The sequence below is a fragment of the Paenibacillus polymyxa genome (assembly GCF_015710975.1).
GTDB classification, from domain to species: domain Bacteria; phylum Bacillota; class Bacilli; order Paenibacillales; family Paenibacillaceae; genus Paenibacillus; species Paenibacillus polymyxa.
Map to the genome: position 1 here is coordinate 2,915,349 of NZ_CP049783.1, position 20,479 is coordinate 2,935,827.

At 42.6% G+C, this 20,479-nt stretch carries 17 protein-coding genes and 1 pseudogene; 13 read left to right on the plus strand and 5 right to left on the minus strand.

Going from position 1 to position 20,479, the window contains the following annotated elements:
- Positions 1–688: 688 nt before the first annotated feature.
- The 13 genes and pseudogenes from G7035_RS13040 to G7035_RS13100 all read left to right on the plus strand — a co-directional run bounded on the left by G7035_RS13040 (position 689) and on the right by G7035_RS13100 (position 14,633).
- A complete protein-coding gene (locus tag G7035_RS13040; RefSeq protein ID WP_019688575.1) occupies positions 689–1,264 on the plus strand; it encodes a sigma-70 family RNA polymerase sigma factor in 576 nt (191 codons plus the stop codon).
- Entirely contained in the window at positions 1,254–2,321 is a 1,068-nt protein-coding gene (locus G7035_RS13045; RefSeq protein WP_019688574.1) for a hypothetical protein, read from the plus strand. Before G7035_RS13040 ends, G7035_RS13045 begins: the two co-directional genes overlap by 11 nt.
- A 137-nt stretch (positions 2,322–2,458) precedes the next feature.
- The gene (locus G7035_RS13050; protein WP_080561193.1) at positions 2,459–2,653 is read left to right on the plus strand and encodes a helix-turn-helix domain-containing protein; all 195 of its coding nucleotides are present in this window, start codon (positions 2,459–2,461) and stop codon (positions 2,651–2,653) included.
- A gap of 1,112 nt (positions 2,654–3,765) precedes the next feature.
- Complete coding sequence (locus G7035_RS13055) at positions 3,766–4,467, plus strand: response regulator transcription factor (RefSeq protein WP_019688572.1); 702 nt, start codon at positions 3,766–3,768, stop codon at positions 4,465–4,467.
- Entirely contained in the window at positions 4,464–5,450 is a 987-nt protein-coding gene (locus G7035_RS13060; RefSeq protein ID WP_019688571.1) for a sensor histidine kinase, read from the plus strand. The genes G7035_RS13055 and G7035_RS13060 overlap by 4 nt, the downstream gene beginning before the upstream one ends.
- Before the next feature lie 100 nt (positions 5,451–5,550).
- Positions 5,551–6,330, plus strand: coding sequence for an ABC transporter ATP-binding protein (locus G7035_RS13065; protein ID WP_029515216.1), 780 nt, complete (start codon positions 5,551–5,553; stop codon positions 6,328–6,330).
- A complete protein-coding gene (locus tag G7035_RS13070) occupies positions 6,296–8,308 on the plus strand; it encodes an ABC transporter permease (RefSeq protein ID WP_019688569.1) in 2,013 nt (670 codons plus the stop codon). Before G7035_RS13065 ends, G7035_RS13070 begins: the two co-directional genes overlap by 35 nt.
- 215 nt (positions 8,309–8,523) lie before the next feature.
- Positions 8,524–9,633 carry a TolC family protein gene (locus tag G7035_RS13075; protein ID WP_019688568.1) on the plus strand — a complete coding sequence of 370 codons (1,110 nt, stop codon included), beginning with the start codon at positions 8,524–8,526 and terminating at the stop codon, positions 9,631–9,633.
- A gap of 35 nt (positions 9,634–9,668) precedes the next feature.
- The gene (locus G7035_RS13080) at positions 9,669–11,144 is read left to right on the plus strand and encodes an efflux RND transporter periplasmic adaptor subunit (protein WP_196478901.1); all 1,476 of its coding nucleotides are present in this window, start codon (positions 9,669–9,671) and stop codon (positions 11,142–11,144) included.
- Positions 11,137–11,874, plus strand: a complete 738-nt coding sequence (locus G7035_RS13085; protein ID WP_016819949.1) for an ABC transporter ATP-binding protein — start codon at positions 11,137–11,139, stop codon at positions 11,872–11,874. The genes G7035_RS13080 and G7035_RS13085 overlap by 8 nt, the downstream gene beginning before the upstream one ends.
- The gene (locus G7035_RS13090) at positions 11,871–13,085 is read left to right on the plus strand and encodes an ABC transporter permease (RefSeq protein WP_016819950.1); all 1,215 of its coding nucleotides are present in this window, start codon (positions 11,871–11,873) and stop codon (positions 13,083–13,085) included. The genes G7035_RS13085 and G7035_RS13090 overlap by 4 nt, the downstream gene beginning before the upstream one ends.
- A 65-nt stretch (positions 13,086–13,150) precedes the next feature.
- Positions 13,151–14,093, plus strand: a pseudogene (locus G7035_RS27915) (polysaccharide deacetylase family protein).
- Between the two features lie 63 nt (positions 14,094–14,156).
- Positions 14,157–14,633, plus strand: coding sequence for an RNA polymerase sigma factor (locus G7035_RS13100; RefSeq protein ID WP_019688566.1), 477 nt, complete (start codon positions 14,157–14,159; stop codon positions 14,631–14,633).
- 131 nt (positions 14,634–14,764) lie between these two features.
- Here the strand turns inward: G7035_RS13100 and G7035_RS13105 are convergent, their stop codons facing one another.
- The 5 genes from G7035_RS13105 to G7035_RS13125 all read right to left on the minus strand — a co-directional run bounded on the left by G7035_RS13105 (position 14,765) and on the right by G7035_RS13125 (position 20,364).
- The gene (locus G7035_RS13105; RefSeq protein ID WP_019688565.1) at positions 14,765–16,045 is read right to left on the minus strand and encodes a glycoside hydrolase family 140 protein; all 1,281 of its coding nucleotides are present in this window, start codon (positions 16,043–16,045) and stop codon (positions 14,765–14,767) included.
- A gap of 75 nt (positions 16,046–16,120) precedes the next feature.
- On the minus strand, positions 16,121–17,422 hold the full coding sequence (locus tag G7035_RS13110; protein WP_019688564.1) for a PTS sugar transporter subunit IIC: 1,302 nt from the start codon (positions 17,420–17,422) through the stop codon (positions 16,121–16,123).
- A 154-nt stretch (positions 17,423–17,576) separates the two neighbouring features.
- A complete protein-coding gene (locus G7035_RS13115) occupies positions 17,577–17,876 on the minus strand; it encodes a PTS sugar transporter subunit IIB (protein ID WP_019688563.1) in 300 nt (99 codons plus the stop codon).
- Positions 17,873–18,229: a PTS sugar transporter subunit IIA gene (locus G7035_RS13120; protein WP_019688562.1), complete on the minus strand. Its 357-nt coding sequence runs from the start codon at positions 18,227–18,229 to the stop codon at positions 17,873–17,875. Before G7035_RS13120 ends, G7035_RS13115 begins: the two co-directional genes overlap by 4 nt.
- Before the next feature lie 188 nt (positions 18,230–18,417).
- Positions 18,418–20,364, minus strand: coding sequence for a BglG family transcription antiterminator (locus G7035_RS13125; protein ID WP_019688561.1), 1,947 nt, complete (start codon positions 20,362–20,364; stop codon positions 18,418–18,420).
- Between the last annotated feature and the right edge of the window lie 115 nt (positions 20,365–20,479).

A 20,479-nucleotide genomic window follows, 5' to 3' on the forward strand; every position in this document is an offset into this window, starting at 1 on the left:
TCCCGATAAATAAAATTATTTTTGGGGCTGTTTTTTAATTTTTAGACAGAAGGAGGACTAATGAGGAACAACATAATCAAACTGAATTCTCACAGATCATTGGGGTATCACAAGGAACATTAATAGAAGCATAGGTTTTTTCAGCGTACAAGTTGATGAGCTTGAGTCCAGATTAATCTCAGACGTAAAAACACCTACAAGGTTATCTCCATATCTTACGACATGGCTTGATTCTCTTGAAGATGTTTTGATGTGTCTCACGTTTTGGGATCAGCTACGTCGTTAAGCAACAGGGGGCTTCACAATTGTAATCATAGTTGGAAACTTAAGCTGCATAGCAGCCAGTGTTGCGTTTTGTTGGCTTCGTCTCTTGCAAATTGGGGGTATTGGTAGCCATATTCAATTTGACCTAACAAATTATTGTCTCTGATTTTTGTAGAAATATAACCTGCTGCATGAAGGCCATTTTTACATCTCCAGACCTTGTTATAATCGTCCGACAGCAGGCCCAATTCTTTGAACTCACCGTTCAATCTGACGGAAAAAACAAGATGTCTTCCACGCTTTCATGCCACTACTCGCCTTCCCGCAATCCATAGACTCCCAACCGAAATCATAAAAAACCGAACCTTTTTTCCATCGAGCGACAATATAGGGTGTAAGCTGCTTACTCAGGAGGGCCCTCTGAATGCAAAGTGAATCTATGTACCACGTGCTCACAAAAATGATCGAAGGAGATCAGCAGGCGTTTCATACGTTGTATGATGCCACTTACAAGGATGTTTACCGGACCGTCTCTTTTCTGGTGGATCATCCGCAGGATCGCGAAGATATTATGAATGAGATCTACATGCAAATGTGGACCTCGCTTCCCAACTACGATCCGAGTCGTCCTTTCCACTTCTGGCTGCACGGCTTGGTCATCCGACAAGTGCAAAGATTCCGGGTGAAAAGCTGGAGGAGATTCCGAATTTTCGAACGCATCCGTGTCTTTTCTCGGGAAGAGCATCACTGGGATCAGCCCACGTTGAGGACGGATGGGACAGACCCCGAGATATCGAGGGCCATGCACAAGCTGACCGATAAACAGCGAACGGTGATCATCCTCCGCTTTTATCACGATTATACGCTGGAGGAGATTGCGACATTACTCGATATTCCGCTGGGTACAGTCAAGTCCAGATATCATGCCGGTCTGCAGTCGCTTCGAAAACAATTGGGAAATCTCCCGTTGGAAAGGATGGATAAAAACAATGCCTATTGAAAGACAAATCAGCGAGTACCTGCACCAAGAAGCAGAGACCATGGAATGTCCCCCGGCTGTTTCCAAACGAATCGAACAATCTTATTCTCAATACTTACAACAGCAAAGGAGCAAAAAAACGATGAAAAAACGATTGATTGGTAGCATCGTTGCTGCAGTAATTATGATTCCAACCGCGGCATTCGCGGCCCCTCCCCTGATTGAAATGATTACGAGAACACCGATGACAGCCAAACAAGTCAAGATGGATGCGGTTGGCCAAGCAGCACTTGAAAAGTTGTATCGCTCTTATCCGGAAACCAAGTCGTTTGAAATCATCGATGCCAGCCGGCTTGGAGGAGACCCCGCGAATGCAAGTCAGGGGAAAGCCATTCAAACAAGCATCGTGCTGCAGGAAAAGGGAGCTCACGGCAAAAAGATCCGACTTGATTTGAACGCCACAGGTGAAATCGAACAGGTGAACCAAGAAAATTGGGAGCCTCAGGAGAAACCGGTCATCTCCTTAACCGATCAAGAAATCAAATCGAAAGTAGATGACCTCATTAACAAACTGTACGGCAGCTCCAGTAAGTACGAATGTAACATGGAGCCGATGCAGAACCCGGACCAAAAAACATTTATATTGAACTACACCGAAAAGGGATCAACAACGCCGTTTTATCAGGCATTCGTTCAAGGGAATACGATCAGCGTTTCTCTGATCGGAGGCGGCCCTGCTCCATCCGTGGGAGGCTTTTTCATGACTAACGGCAAGCCTGACTATACTGCAGATGCCTTTTTAAACGATGAAGAGCTCTTTTCTTTACTTCACATGAGTCCAGCAGACTTGAAAGAAGAATTGGCAAAGGGGGCATCTGTCGTCGAGATCGCAGCATCTAAAAAGATTTCCAAACAACAAGTCATGGACGTTATCGCAAGTACGCAGGCTAAAAAACAAATCCAAGCCGATCCGCATGGTGGAGCTACTGTTGACGATCGTACGCTGGAACTATTGAAACGGATTCTTGAACCCAAAGTATTGAAAGTGATTGAACACAAAACGGAAACGCCTTGGTAGGGAGAGCAATACAGAGTGTATGGTGTTTGATATAGTTAAGTAAAACGCGATAAACGAAACAAAGAAAGCTTCAGACTGATTCATCCGGTCTGAAGCTTTCTTTTCATTTGTCAGCTCACTATGATTTGTCCCACGTTATGGGGTCAGTCCCAACAGTACACATATCTGAACTTCGATTGAAAGAGGCGAAACATGTATTCAAGTCAACAGAGTGGTCCATGTCTGATATTAGTGAAGAATTGCGATTAGAGAATTCATCGTCGTTTACAGGGTGGTTTGTGAACTGGGAGGGAATATCTCCGCAAAAATATAGAATTCTTAATAAGAGATAATAAGGACACTAAACTTGGTAAAGAAATTTTTTAAAAAGAGTTTATACTATAAGTCTAGCTATTCTTTGACTACAACTATAGCTTCCTTAAGCATGGCATTGTATCAAATGAATACCTTAAGCTTAACTTTTTGGTTTAAGATTGATTTTGTGAAAGTTAAGAAATGAGTGACATTAATAGGAAGGAAGTTGTATCTTTATAACAAAAATTGAGGGCTTTTAACATTCCTTAGCTCCAATTACAAGAAGATATTCTCCGGAACAACTTTGTGGATGTCAGGTAGTATGGGGGGGAATCTTGCTCCATTACATATCGCAGAGTTTAAATCTGAACTAATTGAAGGAAGAACTTTTGTTGACACTAAACAAACAACTCGCGAACTGGACTGCATAAATATGTGAAGTTTCACAATTTCCATTGAAAGTACGATCCGTGATTTTGAGAGCATTCTTTCTGAGTTGAAGCTAGGTATATCACTAGCGGAACAACAAGGGGATACGACAAACAGAGGTGCAGTTTCTTTATCTAAATAAGTTTGAAGTGTAGATCACTTCAAGAGAGAGGTGCATCAAGTCAAAATTAAGAGGCATAAGCGCGGGACATTCCTATGGGGATTAGTAGAAATACGGAAAATGAGTCGGGTCATAGAACCCGACTCATTTTTTTATAAAGACACACGCTTCTGATGATCTGAATTCTTTATACCTTACAACAAAGTAATGTTTTTGTAAGCTTTGGCTGTTGTTCCTTAGATAGAAGCTAATTAGTATGGAAAATAGCGAGCCGAGGAGAGAAGTGAGCAAAGTATGAAATATTCAAAGCATAAAATTAAAGAGGTATTTAAGTCGAAATTATGTTGTAATGAAACCTTAAAAAACTATAAAGGGATCATGATTACTGTAATAGCCATCGTCATTATAATTATCATGTTAACCGCTCTGGTGCTTGGCACCATGCATATCATTCGGGATTCAATTTACACCATGAAGCCCTCCTAAACTATAAACTTAAGTAAAGTAAGATTATTGTTATTGCTTAGACGATTAAATCAAGGCATTATATAGAGAAATTATGTTATTTAAAATTCAAGCACTAAGAGGGTAGAAAACACGATGCATAAAATATTAATCGTAGAGGATGATCCTCAAATTAGCTCCTTACTTCAATCCTATCTTGAAAAGTATGGTTATGAAGGAGTTATCGTTTCAAATTTTGATCAGGTATTGAGTACTTTTCAGGAAGTAAAGCCTGATTTGGTCATATTGGATGTGAATTTACCTCGTTTTGATGGATTTTATTGGTGCAGACAAATTCGCACCCAATCTACTTGCCCTATCCTTTTTGTGTCCGCGCGGGATGATAAGATGGATCAGGTCATTGCTTTGCAGAACGGGGCGGATGATTACATTACTAAACCGTTTCATCCCGAAGTACTGTTAGCCAAAATAGAAAGTAATCTGCGACGTGCCTATGGTTTATATGCAGGTGTCCAAAAATCACGCTCCATAACAGTGTCAGGCTTGAATTTATACCCTGATACTATGGAGCTTATGTTTCATGACAAGCAGGTAGAGATGAGTCATAAAGAAACGGCCCTGCTGGAGCTACTGATGACATATCCCAAGCAGGTTGTAGGGAGAGTTCATCTCTTAGAGGCTTTATGGGATGATTACCAATATGTAGGAGAAAACACGCTGAATGTTTATGTTACGCGTGTCCGCAAAAAGCTGAGCGAACTGGGGTTGGAGGATATTATAGAAACGGTTAGGGGAGCTGGATACCGGCTGCACTTGACTGAGGAGGAAGAACAGTGAAGCTTTTTTGGCGTGACCATTTCTCAATGATCATATTCAATATCATTCAGCTTTTTCTTGTGTTAAGCATTTATTGGATGGATGGTTATCATGAACTGTCAACGGCTCTTTATTCCGTATTTTTTGGAATCTCCCTATTGCTAATCTATTTGTTGTTCCGGTACGTCATATATTCTGGTTTATATCGATTATTATCCACTGCAAACATTAGAGATCTAGATGAAATCATTCAGATGAAGGTACTTAATCCGCTTGCCTCTTCATTACAACATTTGCTTTTACAATATTATCAATTGTATCAGTCCCGAATCCATCAGTTAGAGCATCAGCAACGCGATCATATTACGTTTATTAACCAGTGGGTTCACCAGATGAAAACTCCTCTTTCTGTTATCCATTTAATCCTCAAAGGAAAAATAGATCATGAATCTGATCAGATTCACGATGAGATTGATCGAATGGGCAAAGGGCTGGACATGATTTTGTATATGTCGCGACTGGAGTCCTTTGAACCTGACTTTCATGTGGAGCCTGTTGTATTACGAAACCTGGTTAGTGAAGTGATTTATGATAACAAAAGATTATTGATTCGCAACGAAATTTATCCTTCCAATGGAGTGGACGAGCAGTTGAGTGTAATTACCGATGCCAAATGGCTAAGATTTATTATTAATCAATTGGTGATTAATGCGGTAAAGTACTCTTCAGGTCATGCCCACAGTCTGAAATTAATATCTGATGTAAGAGATAATGGAATTATGCTAAAAGTACAAGATGAAGGGATTGGTATCCCTAAAAAAGATATAGAGCGGGTATTTGAAGCTTATTACACAGGTGAAAACGGACGGAAGTATAGTGAATCCACCGGGATGGGGCTTTATTTGGTGTCAGAAATCTGCAAAAGGCTGAATCATGATATTCAACTGAAGTCGACGGTTGGTGAAGGAACGACGGTTGAGATCTTATTTCCAATTCACAAATGAGAACCTTACAACACATTTAAGGTTTCTGTAATGTTAATCGATCGCTTCATTCGTCTAGATGGATTATGATCATGACATAGGAAAAAGAAAGGAATGAATGATGGAGATTGTACGAATGGATCAAGTCACCAAAATATACTATGGTAAGGTTCCACATCGAGCTCTCAACAATATCCAGTTAACGATTCGACAAGGTGAGTTTGTCGGTATTATGGGTCCGTCTGGTAGTGGGAAGACAACATTATTAAATATGATTTCGACTATTGATATGCCGACTTCTGGCGAGGTTAGCATTAAGGGGGAAAATCCCCATCTGCTCAAGAAGGATAAGCTGGCTTTATTTCGCCGCAAAGAACTGGGGCTTGTATTTCAAGATTATAATTTGCTGGAAACCCTCACTTTGGGAGAGAACATACTGTTTCCTCTGATGCTGCATAAAAAAGGTCTAAAGGAAATGGAGCACAAACTGGAAGAGGTAGCGAAAAAACTGGAAATTACAGATGTTTTGGACAAACGACCATATGAGGTGTCAGGGGGACAAAAGCAACGGGCAGCCATAGGCAGAGCTATGATTCACTCTCCTTCGCTCCTGCTTGCAGATGAACCAACTGGAAATCTCGATTCTAAGTCTTCGCGTATTGTAATGGAAATGCTGAGCGTTGTTCACCGTGTAGACTATTCTACAATTGTGCTGGTAACACACGGCGCCTTGGAAGCTAGCTATTGCGACCGGGTAATTTTTATTAAAGATGGTGAGTTATATAATGAAATCCGTCGTAGTCATAGTCAGCAAATATTTTTTCAGGAAATCATAGATATGCTCTCCTTTTTGGGGGGAAGTAGACATGCACATGAGCTTTCGTCTGTTAGCATGGAATAATCTCAAACGCAATGCGCGTGCTTACGTTCCTTATTATTTAAGCAGCTCCTTGATGATTACGATTTTTTTCGTATATGCGGTATTTATTTTTCACCCGGATGTCTCGAATGTAATCACAGCAGCTAATGTAAAAAAGGGATTACAGGTTGCGGATCTGTTGATTTTTGTATTTTCCTTTTTTTTCGTATTATACACAAATAATATCTTTGTTGCTGCACGTAAGAAAGAATTTGGTATACTCACCATTTTAGGAGCAAGTCATAGGCAAATTTGTTTTTTGGTAGCTTTTGAAAATCTAATTATAGGCTTTTTATCATTGGTGACCGGGATGATCGGAGGATTTGTTTCAGCGAAGTTTTTCCTGCTTATGGGTTCCAATGTCATAGGAATGTATTTAAGATTTTATTTTCCCTGGAAGGCACTGGCTTTTACAGGAATCGGCTTTATGTTTTTGTTTATATTGATCTCACTTGTGTCTGTTTTCTTTATCCGACGTTTTAAACTACAGCAGCTTTTTAGCAAGGCTCCTCAGCTCAACAAAGAACCTAAAGCTTTTTGGAGTCTGTCCATTCTTGCCATAGTATTCATAGGAGCAGCTGTATGTTTAATGAAGCTTGATTTTTCACCATACATTTATCTGGCACCGTATCGTTTAGGGACCCTTTCTTTTTATATATTGCACTATTCGGTCGGAGACACCTTTAAATATACAATTATAATGGGATCTCTGGGTATTTACTTATTTTATAATCAATCATGTGTACTATTCATCCAATTGCTTAGAGCTAACAGGAAATGGTCTTGGAGCGGATCGCGTTTGTTATGGTTATCTGAGATCACATATAAAATGCGAAATAATGCCGGGCTTTTTTCATTGATTACCCTCATTTCTATCATTTCCTGTGTAGGAGCAGCGTCAACCTTTGACTCCATGCAGCAGCAAAAAAGATTTCTTAGGGAGCAGTCTTATTCATTCGCATTTACATCTGATGTTGTAAGTTCTAACGAGCTTGAAAAAGAGATTGACCAAAATCTGTATACGGCTGGGGTAGATTATGGGAAAGGTGAAGTGTTAGTCTTCCCCTTTCGGGAACAGGTCGCGCTAGTGATGAAACAATCCAACTATGAAGCACTTGCTTCCAAGTTTAAGAAGCTGAAACAGGTACCTACGCTTCGGGAGAATCAAGGTTTTTTCCTTTTCGATCCAAACGGGATGTCTTTCGAAGAAAAGAAAACCTTTTTTGAAAAAAAGCTAACTTACAAGCAAGGGAAATCTCATATGATGAATCTTCAGATTATGGATACTAAGATAATAGATCATAACCTGAAGTTTGATGGAAATATCGTCTCTGAACTAGGAAGCTTACTTGTTGTCTCTGATCGAACTTACGACTATTTAATTGAACATCGGTATTTCAATGATCCGTTGGCATATAAATCTATTTATTATTTTGTGCCCAAATGGAAGAATGGCCAGCTTTCCTTAGAAACTTCTGAAACTCAACAAGAGGTATGGTTGTATTCTGTGTTGGCCAACAAGGTGAATAAAGGAGTGCTTAACTCTAGGGCCGTAGACTATTTGACATCGGAAATGGATCTGGTTATTAGTGAATTTATTGGTGGATTTATCGCCATTATTATGTTGGCGAGCACGGTAAGCCTGCTGTATTTCAGATTGTATGTAGATCTTCAGCGGGATGAGGAAATATACCGAGCTTTATCGAAAATTGGACTAAACTCAAGGGAAATGAGACAAGCTGCCTCCAGACAAATTGCATTTCTGTTTCTTCTGCCATTAGTCGTATCATCTATAGGAATAGTGCTTTGTTTAGTGATGTCAGAACCGTCTGGAATATATGGATTACCCGTTCATCTTACGCTGATTCAGATTATGCTGTGCTTCTGGTCCATCCAGTTTCTTTCCTTTCTTATTGTACGTTCCCTGTATCTTCGTCAATTGGATTTAAAGATGCTGTAAAGAGCGATAAGCCACATGAAAAAAGTTGCAGAAGGGTAGGGTTAGACTCCTCCTTTCTGGAATTTTCATCAAATACAAAATAAGGTCTCAATGGGCTGAGAGCCTTGACGAGTAGGTGCAGGGCGAATTTGTTCATCAGAAGATATTTAATTCATATAACAACGCATTAGTGAATTCTATTCAAGTCGATACCATATTTTAAAAGTGGGGATATCATGAAAAAAAGTTTGTTCATTTTATTGCTGCTCGCCTTGTCGGCCAGTTCTTTATCAGAGTCCTTTGTTCAAGCAGAGGAGGCGCAGCAGCAGGTTACCAAAGCGAGCGTGAAACTAACACTGAGCCAAGCCCAGCAATGGGCGCGGTCTAATAGCTTTAGCTTGAAGGAGGCCCAGCAAGCGATAGATCGTAACCGGATTAACCTAAAAAATGCTGGTAAGAATCTGGATTTTATTCCGGCAGGTACAGGCAACGGTGAAGAGGATGCGGCTAGTAGTTCAGCCTGGAAGGGGTATGCTTCATCGACGGTTTCTTATCTGGAATCCAAGAAGCAAATTGAACTTGCCCAAGATCAGACAGACTACGCTGCAATGAAAAACTATTACGATGTACTTTTGGCTGATAACAAAGTGAAGAGTAGTGAGGATGCACTTTCGCTCGCGTTATTAGAGGAAAAGGCTGCTGAAGCGAAGGCCAACCGTGGAAAAATTTCTCCAGGTGATCAAAGTACGATTATTCAGACTCGTATAGAGGCTCAAAAGAATGTAGACATTGCAAAGACTGCATTGCGAAAAGCGATAGATTCATTAAATACGCAAATGGGTCAACCTCAAGGTACGGTATATGAACTGGTTGATCGCCCTGTTTACCCCAAAATAGACAACACGAATTTGGATACGTTGGTGACGCGTGCAATCTCGGCGAGTCCTTCGGTGTGGAGACAGGAGGAAGCTGTCAAGCTGGCCAAGATGGAAGTTAAATATTACACATGGAACTCAGGAACTGATGATTATGAAATTAAGCAGATTGATGTAGATTCAGCAGAAGGCGGACTGGAAAATACCAAGGATCAACTGGCAGAAACCTTGAAGAGCATGTACTTTAACTTACAGCAAAATGTTGAACAATACGAGCAAATGCAAAGTAATCTACAGAACGTCAATAAAGTGTTGGACATTTCTCGTAAAAAAAAGGAACGTGGTTTTGCTACAGGTACGGAAGTCGCCACGAATCAATTAAAAGTGAAGCAAATCGAACGGAATATGGATGAACTGATTGTTCAAATGACGTTGCTGCAACATGCTTTGAACAAGCCGTGGAGCGTATAGGATTTAGAAAAAATACTTTTGAAGGGGATATAACATTGTCAGAAATAGAAAAGAAAGATGCATTGCAGGTAGTAAGAAAGAAAAGAAGGCTGAAAAGAATTATAGGCATTTTTGTCCTGATCATTATAGCGGGGATTAGCGGTACTGTTTATATGAACAGGAGTAAGGAAAAGCCTGTGGAGGGTCCTGCAAACCAGATCGTACAGGTACAGAAGACAAACATGACCGAGTCGCTTAAAGTCACTGGAACCGTTCAGGCTTCCAAGGAAGTAAACATTAATTTTACAAATGTCGAGGGTGCCAAGCTCGTCGCTGTCAATGTCAAAGCAGGAGATAGCGTCAAAGCAGGTCAGGTTCTAGCACGATTAGATGATTCGGATGCCAGGCTGCAAATTAAGGATGCCGAATCGAATGTGGCGATTGCAAGAGCCAAACTGGAGGAAGCCAAGCGCGGACCCAAAACGAATGATATAGAGTTGCAGAAAGCTAATGTCTTAAAGGCACAGATGGCGATTAAAACAGCCAAGAACACGATGGAATTAGAGGAAGCCGCTGCTCAAAAGGAGTCGGCCAAGGTGACTTTGGATAAGGCTCAGAAGGATTATGATGACCAGGCTTATCTGGTTCAGAATGATGCGGCAGCAGAAAGTGACCTGGCAACAGCCAAGCAAAATCTGGATAAGGCAAAATTGGATATGAGCAATGTGGAGCTGCAGTACAAGAAGGCACAGACCAAGCAAACTGAGGCGATCGAAGAGGCGGAAATGGGCTATAAAACAGCTTTAATACAATTAAAGGCTGCACAGTCCCCGCCCGAAGCTTCCAACATCCAATCCGCACAGGCTTCTTTATTGCAGGCTGAAACGGCATTAGAGCAGAAGAAAAGTGTCCTGAGTAAATTACAGGTTACGGCGCCGTGGGACGGGATCATTTTGAAGGTCAACGGCGATGTGGGTACCAGTCCTACTGCACCTTTTATTGTCATGAATAATTCAAACACAGGGGCTATGAAGGTTCTTGCCAAGGTTAACGAAAGTGATATTGCTAAATTGAAGACTGGACTTCAGGCGACAATGCACTCGAATTCATTTCCGGACAAACAATTTAAAGGCGAAGTCCTCTTTGTTTCTCCAGAGCCGGTTACCGAATCCAATGTGACTACATACAAAATCGAATTGTCTTTGGATAGCCAAAAGATAAGGCTGCAACCAGGGATGAATATGGATGTATCCCTTCTGTTAGCTGAACACAAAAATGCGTTATCTGTGCCGCTGTTTGCACTGAGATCTGAAGGCGGTGTGGATGGAGTATATGTGGCGAAGAACGCGGCGAATCCGGCCGATTATGAGTTTAGACCAGTGAAACTGGGTGTCTATACAGCAGATCAGGCGGAAATCAAGTCTGGTGTCAAGGACGGTGAGACCATTGTGATCCCACCTCAGGGTGGTAGTGCTGGTTCGAATGGCAGTCCAGAGGGTCAAGACCCTGATGGGGGCAGGCACAATGAGTGAAACTCAATCCCATAAAGCTGTAATCGAAATTAAAGAACTGAAAAAAATGTATGAGGTAGGCGGACAGAAGATTCAGGCTCTGCGCAGTGTTAATTTATCTATTAGCGAAGGGGAGTTTGTTGCTATCATGGGGCCCTCTGGTTCGGGCAAGTCTACCATGATGAATGTCATTGGCTGCCTGGATCATCCCGATACCGGAGAGTACTACCTGGATGAGTACTCCATATTGGATGCTAGAGAGAACGAGCTTTCGGAGATTAGAAACCAGAAGCTGGGTTTTGTATTTCAGAAATTCTATCTACTTCCCCGAACTACAGCATTAGCAAATGTAGAGCTGCCTATGATGTATGCAGGTGTACCTGCCAAGGAGCGTCGGGAAAGAGCCGTAGAGGCACTACGCAGCGTTGGCCTTGCAGAACGGATGTACAACAAGCCTAACGAGCTATCTGGTGGTCAGCAGCAACGTGTTTCCATTGCTCGGGCATTGGTGAATAATCCTGTTATTCTGCTGGCGGATGAGCCTACGGGAGCACTGGATACGAAGACGAGTATTGAAATTATGGAATTATTTCAAGGCTTGAATGAGCTGGGAAAAACCATCGTCTTGGTCACGCATGAGCTGGAGATTGCTGAATATGCCAAACGGTTGATCAGCTTTCGGGATGGTAATATTGAACGAGATGAGCCTATTGCAAATAGACGAATTTCATCAAGGAAGGTAAGCCTATGAATGTAATGGAAACCATCCGTGTATCCATGAATAGCTTAATCACTAACAAGCTACGCTCATTTTTAACGATACTCGGTATTATTATCGGGGTGGCAGCAGTTATTGCCATTATGGCGATCGGAAACGGATCTACAGCCCGCATAAAGGCGGAAATTAATAAATTAGGAAATAACGTATTGATGGTTGCGCCGGCTATGACAATGGTCGATGGTGAAATAGATTATGACCACACACCATCTTTTACTTGGGCTGATGTCGAGGCGTTGGACAAAAAGAAGTCTATAGATGCATTAATGCCGAATATAACGAGCAATTCAAAAGCTACGTGGGGGCGATATAACTATAACGCCACTATTGTAGGAACTTCCGCTTCATTCTATAAGGTCAAAAAGTTTTCCTTTGCCGAGGGTAGAACATTTACCAACGATGAGATGGACAAACGCATGAATGTCGCCATACTTGAAAGCCAAGCGGTTCAACGTCTTTTTGGTGGAGATAGCCAAAATGTATTGGGACGGACGTTTCAAATTAAGCAGATCCCTTTCAAGGTAGTCGGAGTATTGGATACTCAGCCAGTTACGAACTTAAGCTACAGTAGTAATGAACAAATTTACATCCCTGCTACAACCATGATGAACCGTCTGGGTGAGAAGAATATTACCGGATTGGATGTGTCTGCCAAGTCACCAGCCTTGATGGATCAGGCTCGCTTAGACATCTTGGAAAGCTTGCGTGTGACACACCAGCTAAAACCTTCGGAACCAGATCAATTTCAAATTATGAGCCTGTCAGAGGCAGCAGGTGCAGCTTCTGGTGTAGATAATATTATGACCAGTTTGCTGGGAGGTGTAGCGGCGATCTCGCTCGTGGTTGGGGGAATTGGAATTATGAATATTATGATGGTATCGGTTATAGAGCGCACGAAAGAAATCGGCATTCGAAAAGCCATTGGTGCCAAGCCGAGAGATATTATGATTCAATTCCTGTCTGAAGCGATCATTTTTGGTCTGTTAGGAGGCACAATCGGAGTTGTTACAGGTATAGGAGCATCCAAAATACTTGAGGCGGCTGCGCATATGACCATTGAATTTACAATCTCGCCTATCATATATTCGTTTCTTAGCTCTGCGGGCACAGGCATCCTATTCGGAGTATATCCGGCTTATAAAGCAGCAAGTTTGAGGCCAATAGATGCATTGAGATACGAATAATTGAATTGGCACATGGTCGCAACATAAAACGTGAACTGCTTCTAGATTTTGGAGGAACATATACTATGGAAAAAAGCTATGTGCAAAATAGAACCAGAGCTCATCGGATGAAGAGGAAGAGAAGAAGACTACTGTTTATTATTATCATTTGTATTGTTCTAATTATTTTAAAACTCTTTGACATTTTCAGTAGTAAACCACAACCAGTCAAAACGATTGAATTTGCAGAAAAAATAGAATCCGTATCAACCGACAAATTAAATAACGAATCCAAAGGGAGCGAATTCCCTGTAAAAAAATGTTTCGGGTGTTGAGGATGCTGCATTTGTTGAAAAGTACTTAAATCAGCAAATCCAAGGTCAAAAGCCCGATGGGATAGACGGTAAAAAGGTTGTCTATTTATCTTTTGATGATGGGCCATCAGTAACCGTGACGCCTAAGATTTTAGATGTTCTTAAAGAACAAAATGTAAAAGCGACGTTTTTTGTGGTCGGAAAAGCAGTCGAAGAAAATGAAGGTACTAAACATTTAACCAAAAGAATAGTTAAAGAAGGGCATGCTATCGGAAATCATACCTACTCACATGATTATGGTTATTTATATCCTAATCAGACTGTGAATTCGAGCATTTTTATGAGCGATATTGAAAAAACAAATCAAATTTTAAAGCAAATTTTGGGACAGGATTTTTCCACAAGAGTGATTCGATTTCCAGGTGGCCATGTGACGTGGCAGAGAAAGGATCCCAAAGGCATGGAAGAGTTAGATAAATTTTTACATGATAAGGATTATCATCAGATTGACTGGAATGTGTTGCCTAAAGATGCGGAAGGTACATCTAAGAATGCCGAGGAATTAATACACGAATTTATGAAGAGCATTGGGACTAGAGAAAAAGCAGTGGTACTCATGCATGACACTTACGGGAAGGAAGAAACAGCTAAAGCCTTGCCTGAAATCATAACATATTTAAAAAAGCAGGGATATGAATTTAAGACTATAAAGTAGCCAGTGTATTTTAAGTCAAGGGGAAAACCGTAACCCATCGAAACAGAAAGGATAAGCAATAATATGGACATTAACGATCTGGAAGATCTATATTTATCTCATAAATCAGAACTCCTTGGCTATCTTTTGAGAATAGTGCATAACAAACAGGATGCCGAAGATTTGTTGCATGAATGCTTTATTCGGTTTATAAGAGCTTCCCCTAATTTGCCCGAAGATCGTATCCGATTTTATCTTTTGAGAATTGCTAAAAATTTAGCCATAGATATAATAAGAAAGCGAAAAAAGATGGAGGAATATTTCTTACGTAAGGAGCACGTCTACTATCACTGGGATACCCCCGATTTTGAAATTCAGGATGAGGTCGATCGAATTCTTTTGATGGCAAGTAATCCCGAGCAAAGGACGGTACTTAAATTGCGTGTAGTCCAAGGATACTCCATAAAAGAAACGGCTAGAATTTTAAATAAGAGTGAAAATTCAGTGAAATCTTCGCTTCACAGAGCTTCCAAACGTATTAAATTGAGATATATTTCCTGACCACAATGGAGTGCTTGCTTTTTATAACAAGAAGTAAGACAAACAGTCCCGATGAGAAATCTCGATTGCGGGGCTGTTTGTACGTTGTACATAGTAGTTGAAATGATGAAAAAGGCGGTAAGTAATCACGGTTATTTTCTTATGCCAATCAGCAAGACATCAGCTTCAAAATCATGCATCCCAATGATCGTGATTTGCTCTTGCACAGAGATTGAAGCTGTGCCAAAACGACGATTCTCCAGGTCAATGACCGTGAAGTCGTATTCACTCAAATCCACGTTTAGCTTCAGCACCGTGTTGATTGGAACGTAGATGGCGACCTTGGTGTAATCGGTGCATACAGCCGCACGAATTTCTTCCGTATTTTTAAGCACTATGTTCCAAGGCTGCATATCTGTAATTCCATATATCCCGAAGAGCCATTTGGCCAATCCATAATCCCATGCCCCTTCAAACTTAAGTGCAGACTGCCAATCATATGGACTGTCGAATCCCTCCCCAGTTATCCCGAACCTTTTGCCTTTTCGATGCCAGCTCAAAATACCGTGGGCTCCATAGGTTATGCCCGCAGACGCCCCGGACAGAAGACTTTGCCAGGCTGCCTTACGAACATCGGCGCGGCTGAAGCGGCCATAGACTTTTCGACTGTAGCCCATTTGTTCATAACAGGGCTCCGAGTTGAGCACTGGTCGTGTGACAGGCTTATTGCAGAAATCCAGTGCGAGTGTATACGCCGTTGGTTGAAATTGTGAATTATGTCCTGACTGGTACATGTAAAAATCCAAATGGGGATCATCAATAAATTCCTCTGGCAGTGCCGCTAATCTTCCTTGAATATGCAGGGTAGTCAGACACTGCGGGCTGTGCTGTTTTATGGTATGGAGAGCAAGTCGGTAATATTGGTTGGCACGCTCGGAAGGGAAATCAGTGTCGCCACTTATAATATAAATAGGGTAGAATTTGGAGAACCGATCGGCAATGTAACGTACATAAGGTTCCACTGCCCCAAGTGGCATTTTTTTCTCCTCACGAAGCTTGGCAGCCCAGGTATCCGGGATATAATTACACCATAGTAGAACCAGTGCAGGAACAAAGCCTCTGTTCACAGCCATTTCGATCATCGTCTCGGCTCTGGTAAAGTATTCTTCGTTCGGCATATAGAAATTGAAGCTGCCATTCTCGGCATATGCGAAAGGCTCATAGTTCAAATCGCTGCCACTTGCATCCCACTGGCGCAGCAAATTGATTTGCAGGACATTGAAGCCCTGACTTTTACGGTAATCCAGATAATAGGCCCATTCCTCCAGCGTAATGTTGGTAAATGCGCTCCAAACCGTATCCGCCAAATAAAAAAAGGGGTTACCCTCATTCATGAAATATCGTTTGTTCTCAGCGATACTCAGTTGAATCAAAAGCTTCCTCTCCTAACGATTGTAATGGCAGAAGCGGCGAGCGTTTATCCGTCTCGCCGCTTCTACTTTTTTCTATTATAAAATAACGGGACTTGCTGTAGTTTCATTTGCTTGCTTGTCCAGTTGCTCCTGCGCTTCGTGTTCCTTTTTTAGAGCCTGCTTATCCAGCGCTCTAAAGAACGGGTAGTAGATCAGCATACTGATCGGAATGAGTACCAATTGTGCGGCGGCTAGTTTCCAACTGCCCTCAATGAAGCCCAGAGCAAAGATAGGGGTGCCGAAAGGCGGGTAAATTCCGATGGGTGCAGGCAACAAGCCGATGTTGGTGGCAATATAGCCGAGTACCGCACAAATGATGGGAGCAACGATAAACGGAATGGCTAGCAACGGGTTCAATACCATTGGAATTCCGAAGATCAGCGGCTCGTGAATGGAGAAAAAGGTACCCGGAAGACCAAGCTTGCCGATCGTGCGAAGCTGCTTGCTCTTGGCCAGGAAAACCAATAGCAGAGCAAATCCAAGCATCGGTGCATAGTTGCAGTAGATGGACCAGAAGGCCAGACCGATCGTGTTCGGAAGTGGAGCGCCTGCCTGGAAAGCGTCAAGGTTGGCTAGATCCAGACTCATCCAGATGGGTTTAACGATAGCGAGTATAACAATTGCACCGTGAATTCCGAACATCCACAAAGCCTGCATAATGATTAGCGCGATAATTAAAGCGCCGAGTGATCCGCCCAACCCTTCCAGTGGTATTTGGAGATAAGTGTAGATAAAATCGTGAACTGTACCAAATGGAGTCTGCATAAACAAACCAGCAACGATAACAAACACAAGGGCTACCAAGACAGCTGGGATCAAGCCTGAGAAGGTTTTGACAACGGTAGGCGGGACCCCGTCAGGCATTTTAATCGTCCAATTGCGGTCGACAATCCAAATATACAACCGTGCGGCAATCAAACCGACGATCATGGCAACGAACAATCCCTGCGCGCCGAGCCATTGAAGTGGCAAGGCACGAACTTTATCAAAGGTTTGGATCGGTGTAACGATAAGAAAAGAGAGAAGAGCGGTTGCCGCTGGCACAAGGGGGTCCTTGTCAAAAGCTTGCGCCAGTCTGTAGGCGATAAAAAATACCGCATACAGTGCAATGATGCCAGTGGTCATTGTCGATGCCAACCCGATTATAGCCTTTACGGGTGCAATAAGATTCTGGTAAGGCTCCCAAGCAAGTGCAGAGAAGAGGGTTGCAAATGCTCCGATAATCAGAAAAGGAAGGGTGGACATCAGCCCGTTGGAAATTGCGCTCATGTAACGGTTTTGCTGAATTGTACCCGCTACTTTTTGAAGCTTGTAAGAGAATTTTTGTTGGTTAGCCATATTTATTCAACTCCTACTATAGACTTTCATTCGTCTATATAATGACTTAGAGAACGCTTTCATTTGGCGAAACACCATGCAGAATATCATATATCGTTGCCCGATTTGACCAACCTTCTTGTTCGGTCTGGTGATGAGCATCTGACTCTGAGCTTTACAGCTTAAGCGCGTCTCCTAGCACTTTTTCGCCGTTCATCATTCCATAGTCTACTATATTGATAACACTTACCTTAATGCCTTTAGGTTCATATTTTGCCTTGAAATCATCCTGCAGGTAGCCGACCTGTGGTCCAATTAGCAGTACATCTGTCTTGTCAGCATATTCTTTAAACGAACTTTCGGAAGTCGCCCTAATTTCAACCTCAAGATTTTGCGCTTGTGCGGCCTTTTGCATTTTCTGTACCAACATACTTGTAGACATTCCTGCAGCACATACGAGTGTAATTTGTTTCATCCGTTGTTCCCTCCGTTGGAAGTGTGATTTGTGATATCTTCATAGCGATTCAATCTGTTGTAAAGCTCAATCATATGTCCCGCCAGATCTTTAGTTGTGATGGCTGACATAAGGTGATCTTGAGCATGTACCATAAGCAGTGTGACTTCGTGGGCGGTTCCGCCAGCTTCCTGTTGAATCAGTCTCGTTTGTGATTTATGAGCTTTAACCAACTCGGCTTTGCTTTCTTCAAGCCGCTCTGCCGCCAACTGTGTGTTACCTTTTTGAGCAAGAGCGATCGCGTCCATCGCTTTACTCTTGGCAACACCTGAGTTGGTGATAATTCCCATAATGATTTCTTGATACTCCTCCATCTCGTTCACCTCATGCTTTTTTCTCTTTAACTTACAGATTCAGTGTATAGGTTTGCTGCCGAGATCTAAACCCAAGTCTTTTCCGCCAGTAACGGAAATTCATTCATTGCTACTACGCTTTCATTTTAAAAAGCTCCAAGCAGCACCCGCTCTGTGAATATCAGCTAGATGCACTGCGAAAGCTTGGTTCAATACAGCTTATATTTAACGATAATCCTGGAGAATTCCTCGTACGTTTCGCATTTTAACATCTGCTGGACGATATCCGAATTGTCGACCAGTTCCATGAGATGGTTATACATTTTAGACGGTGGCTCTTTACCGTTTTTTTCAATGCTGAGTAGACAGATGAACTGCACTGGTTTGTCGCCCCACTCGATAGGTTGTTGAAGGGTACAGACCGCCCATACGGTTTGATTGCTTTGCGGAATGATAGGGTGAGGAACGGCTACCAAATTTCCGTAAGCCGTGGGTGCAGCCTGTTCTCGTTCCAGAACGAGTCCAATAAAGCCTTCGGCAGAGCGGATCAGCCCTTCAGCATATATTTTTTGGCCCAGAAATGAGATGACCTCTTCCTTGGTGGTAAAATTTTGTCTCAGAAATACGAGTTCCTTCCGAATGTAGTGAAAATCAAACTCGGCTTCACCAGCCAGCAAACTTTCAATTTTCTCCATATCGCTGCCCCCAAGAAGAGTCTGCACGACCACGACTGGAACCGATAATGGCAGCTGAATGGGAATGGTGCTCACCACGAAATCAATGTCATGGAGGGGAACCTGCTGAAGCTTGTAATATTCCGTTGTACCCGCCACCTCAAGCGAGCTGCCAAAAGTGCTTTGCAGTTTGTACTTGAGTAGCCGGGCGCTTCCAACTCCTGAAGTGCAGACGACCAGACAGCGTTTTGGCCGGGTGTTCATACGCTGTCGTTCGATGGCTGCCCCGATATGAATGGCGAGATAGCCCATCTCCGCTTCCGGGATCGCAATATTCAGCTTGCTCTCGATCAGCTTGGTGCCAATGACTCCCGCTTGAAAAGCCAGAGGGTAGTTGCTCTTGACATGCCCCAGCATGGGGTTTCGGATGTTCATCCCGTACTTTACCCGGTTCAGCGCCGGCTTCAGATGAAGGCAGATGCCTATGAGCAGTTCCATATCACGGCTGATGTTCAGATTCAAATCCCTGTCGATCTCGGCGAGCATTTCCTTGCCCAATTCATAGATGTTCCAGTCCAGCAGCTTCTCGGGTCCCATGTCCTCTATTTGTTGTCCTTCAATTCCGACAAACCACTTGTTTCCGGCAAGATGCATGGCAATGTAGGCGATTTCATCTTCGGGAAAAGACAACTGCAATTCCTTTTCGATCAGCCCGACAATATGCTCGGCAGCCCGAAATTCGTCGGTGCCCCGCAGATCTCCTATTTCCGTCGAGAGCATAGCTACCTGGTTTCCGTCACGAATACGCTTGCAGGCGATTGCAATATGAATAGATAAATTGCTGAACGCGATATCGGAGAGCGTTACTTCATATTTCTGAGTTTGTTCCAGAACGATCCCGCAAATCAGCGTCATTTCGTGTGGGGTGACGATGCGCAGCGCTGCATGAAGTGTTCCGCCGTGTTCTTCGGAACGACTTACAATAAACTCGGACAAGCAAAACCGAAGCTGAACTTCATCACCCTTCAGTTTGACTCCGTAATTTGGCCGTTTGCCAATGGTGATTCCGTAGCTTTGGAGGGTTTGTTTGACCTCTTTGAAATCATTCTGCACCGTAGACTTGCTTATATATAGCTCATCTGCGAGGTCTTCCAGCTTCACATAATGATCAGCGAGCAGGAGACGCTTGATTAAATACAATTGCCGGTAGCCGGGAGAACCTGGATCATCGGGCTCGCCAGACATGAATAAATGCTGCAGCAGTGCACGAAAGCTACGATGATCCGTAATTTTTAGTTCATATCCCCTTGAACGAACAGGTTCAATTGCTGCCCCGTGCTTGGATAGAAATTTGTCTAGTTCCCGGATATCGCTGCGAATGGTACGTGAAGTAACTTGAATCAATTTGGCCAGATAATCACTTTTGACAGGAGCATCGGCAGCCAGCAAGTGCTGAAGAATTGAAACCATGCGTGCATTCATTCAAGGTTTCCCCCTTTCTGTAAAGCGGAATACATGCAGTGTACATAAAAAACCTCCGATTATCCAAGTGTAACACCTGTAAAATAATCGGAAGCTTGTAGTGAGCTCAAAAGTA

Bases quoted from the DNA above. Each gene is read 5' to 3' on its own strand.
- G7035_RS13075 (WP_019688568.1), top strand. From the start codon at position 8,524: ATGAAAAAAAGTTTGTTCATTTTATTGCTGCTCGCCTTGTCGGCCAGT.
- G7035_RS13120 (WP_019688562.1), bottom strand. From the start codon at position 18,229: ATGGAGGAGTATCAAGAAATCATTATGGGAATTATCACCAACTCAGGT.
- G7035_RS13055 (WP_019688572.1), top strand. From the start codon at position 3,766: ATGCATAAAATATTAATCGTAGAGGATGATCCTCAAATTAGCTCCTTA.
- G7035_RS13065 (WP_029515216.1), top strand. From the start codon at position 5,551: ATGGAGATTGTACGAATGGATCAAGTCACCAAAATATACTATGGTAAG.
- G7035_RS13045 (WP_019688574.1), top strand. From the start codon at position 1,254: ATGCCTATTGAAAGACAAATCAGCGAGTACCTGCACCAAGAAGCAGAG.
- G7035_RS13040 (WP_019688575.1), top strand. From the start codon at position 689: ATGCAAAGTGAATCTATGTACCACGTGCTCACAAAAATGATCGAAGGA.
- G7035_RS13115 (WP_019688563.1), bottom strand. From the start codon at position 17,876: ATGAAACAAATTACACTCGTATGTGCTGCAGGAATGTCTACAAGTATG.
- G7035_RS13085 (WP_016819949.1), top strand. From the start codon at position 11,137: ATGAGTGAAACTCAATCCCATAAAGCTGTAATCGAAATTAAAGAACTG.
- G7035_RS13050 (WP_080561193.1), top strand. From the start codon at position 2,459: ATGGGGTCAGTCCCAACAGTACACATATCTGAACTTCGATTGAAAGAG.
- G7035_RS13100 (WP_019688566.1), top strand. From the start codon at position 14,157: ATGGACATTAACGATCTGGAAGATCTATATTTATCTCATAAATCAGAA.
- G7035_RS13070 (WP_019688569.1), top strand. From the start codon at position 6,296: ATGCACATGAGCTTTCGTCTGTTAGCATGGAATAATCTCAAACGCAAT.
- G7035_RS13125 (WP_019688561.1), bottom strand. From the start codon at position 20,364: ATGAATGCACGCATGGTTTCAATTCTTCAGCACTTGCTGGCTGCCGAT.
- G7035_RS13090 (WP_016819950.1), top strand. From the start codon at position 11,871: ATGAATGTAATGGAAACCATCCGTGTATCCATGAATAGCTTAATCACT.
- G7035_RS13110 (WP_019688564.1), bottom strand. From the start codon at position 17,422: ATGGCTAACCAACAAAAATTCTCTTACAAGCTTCAAAAAGTAGCGGGT.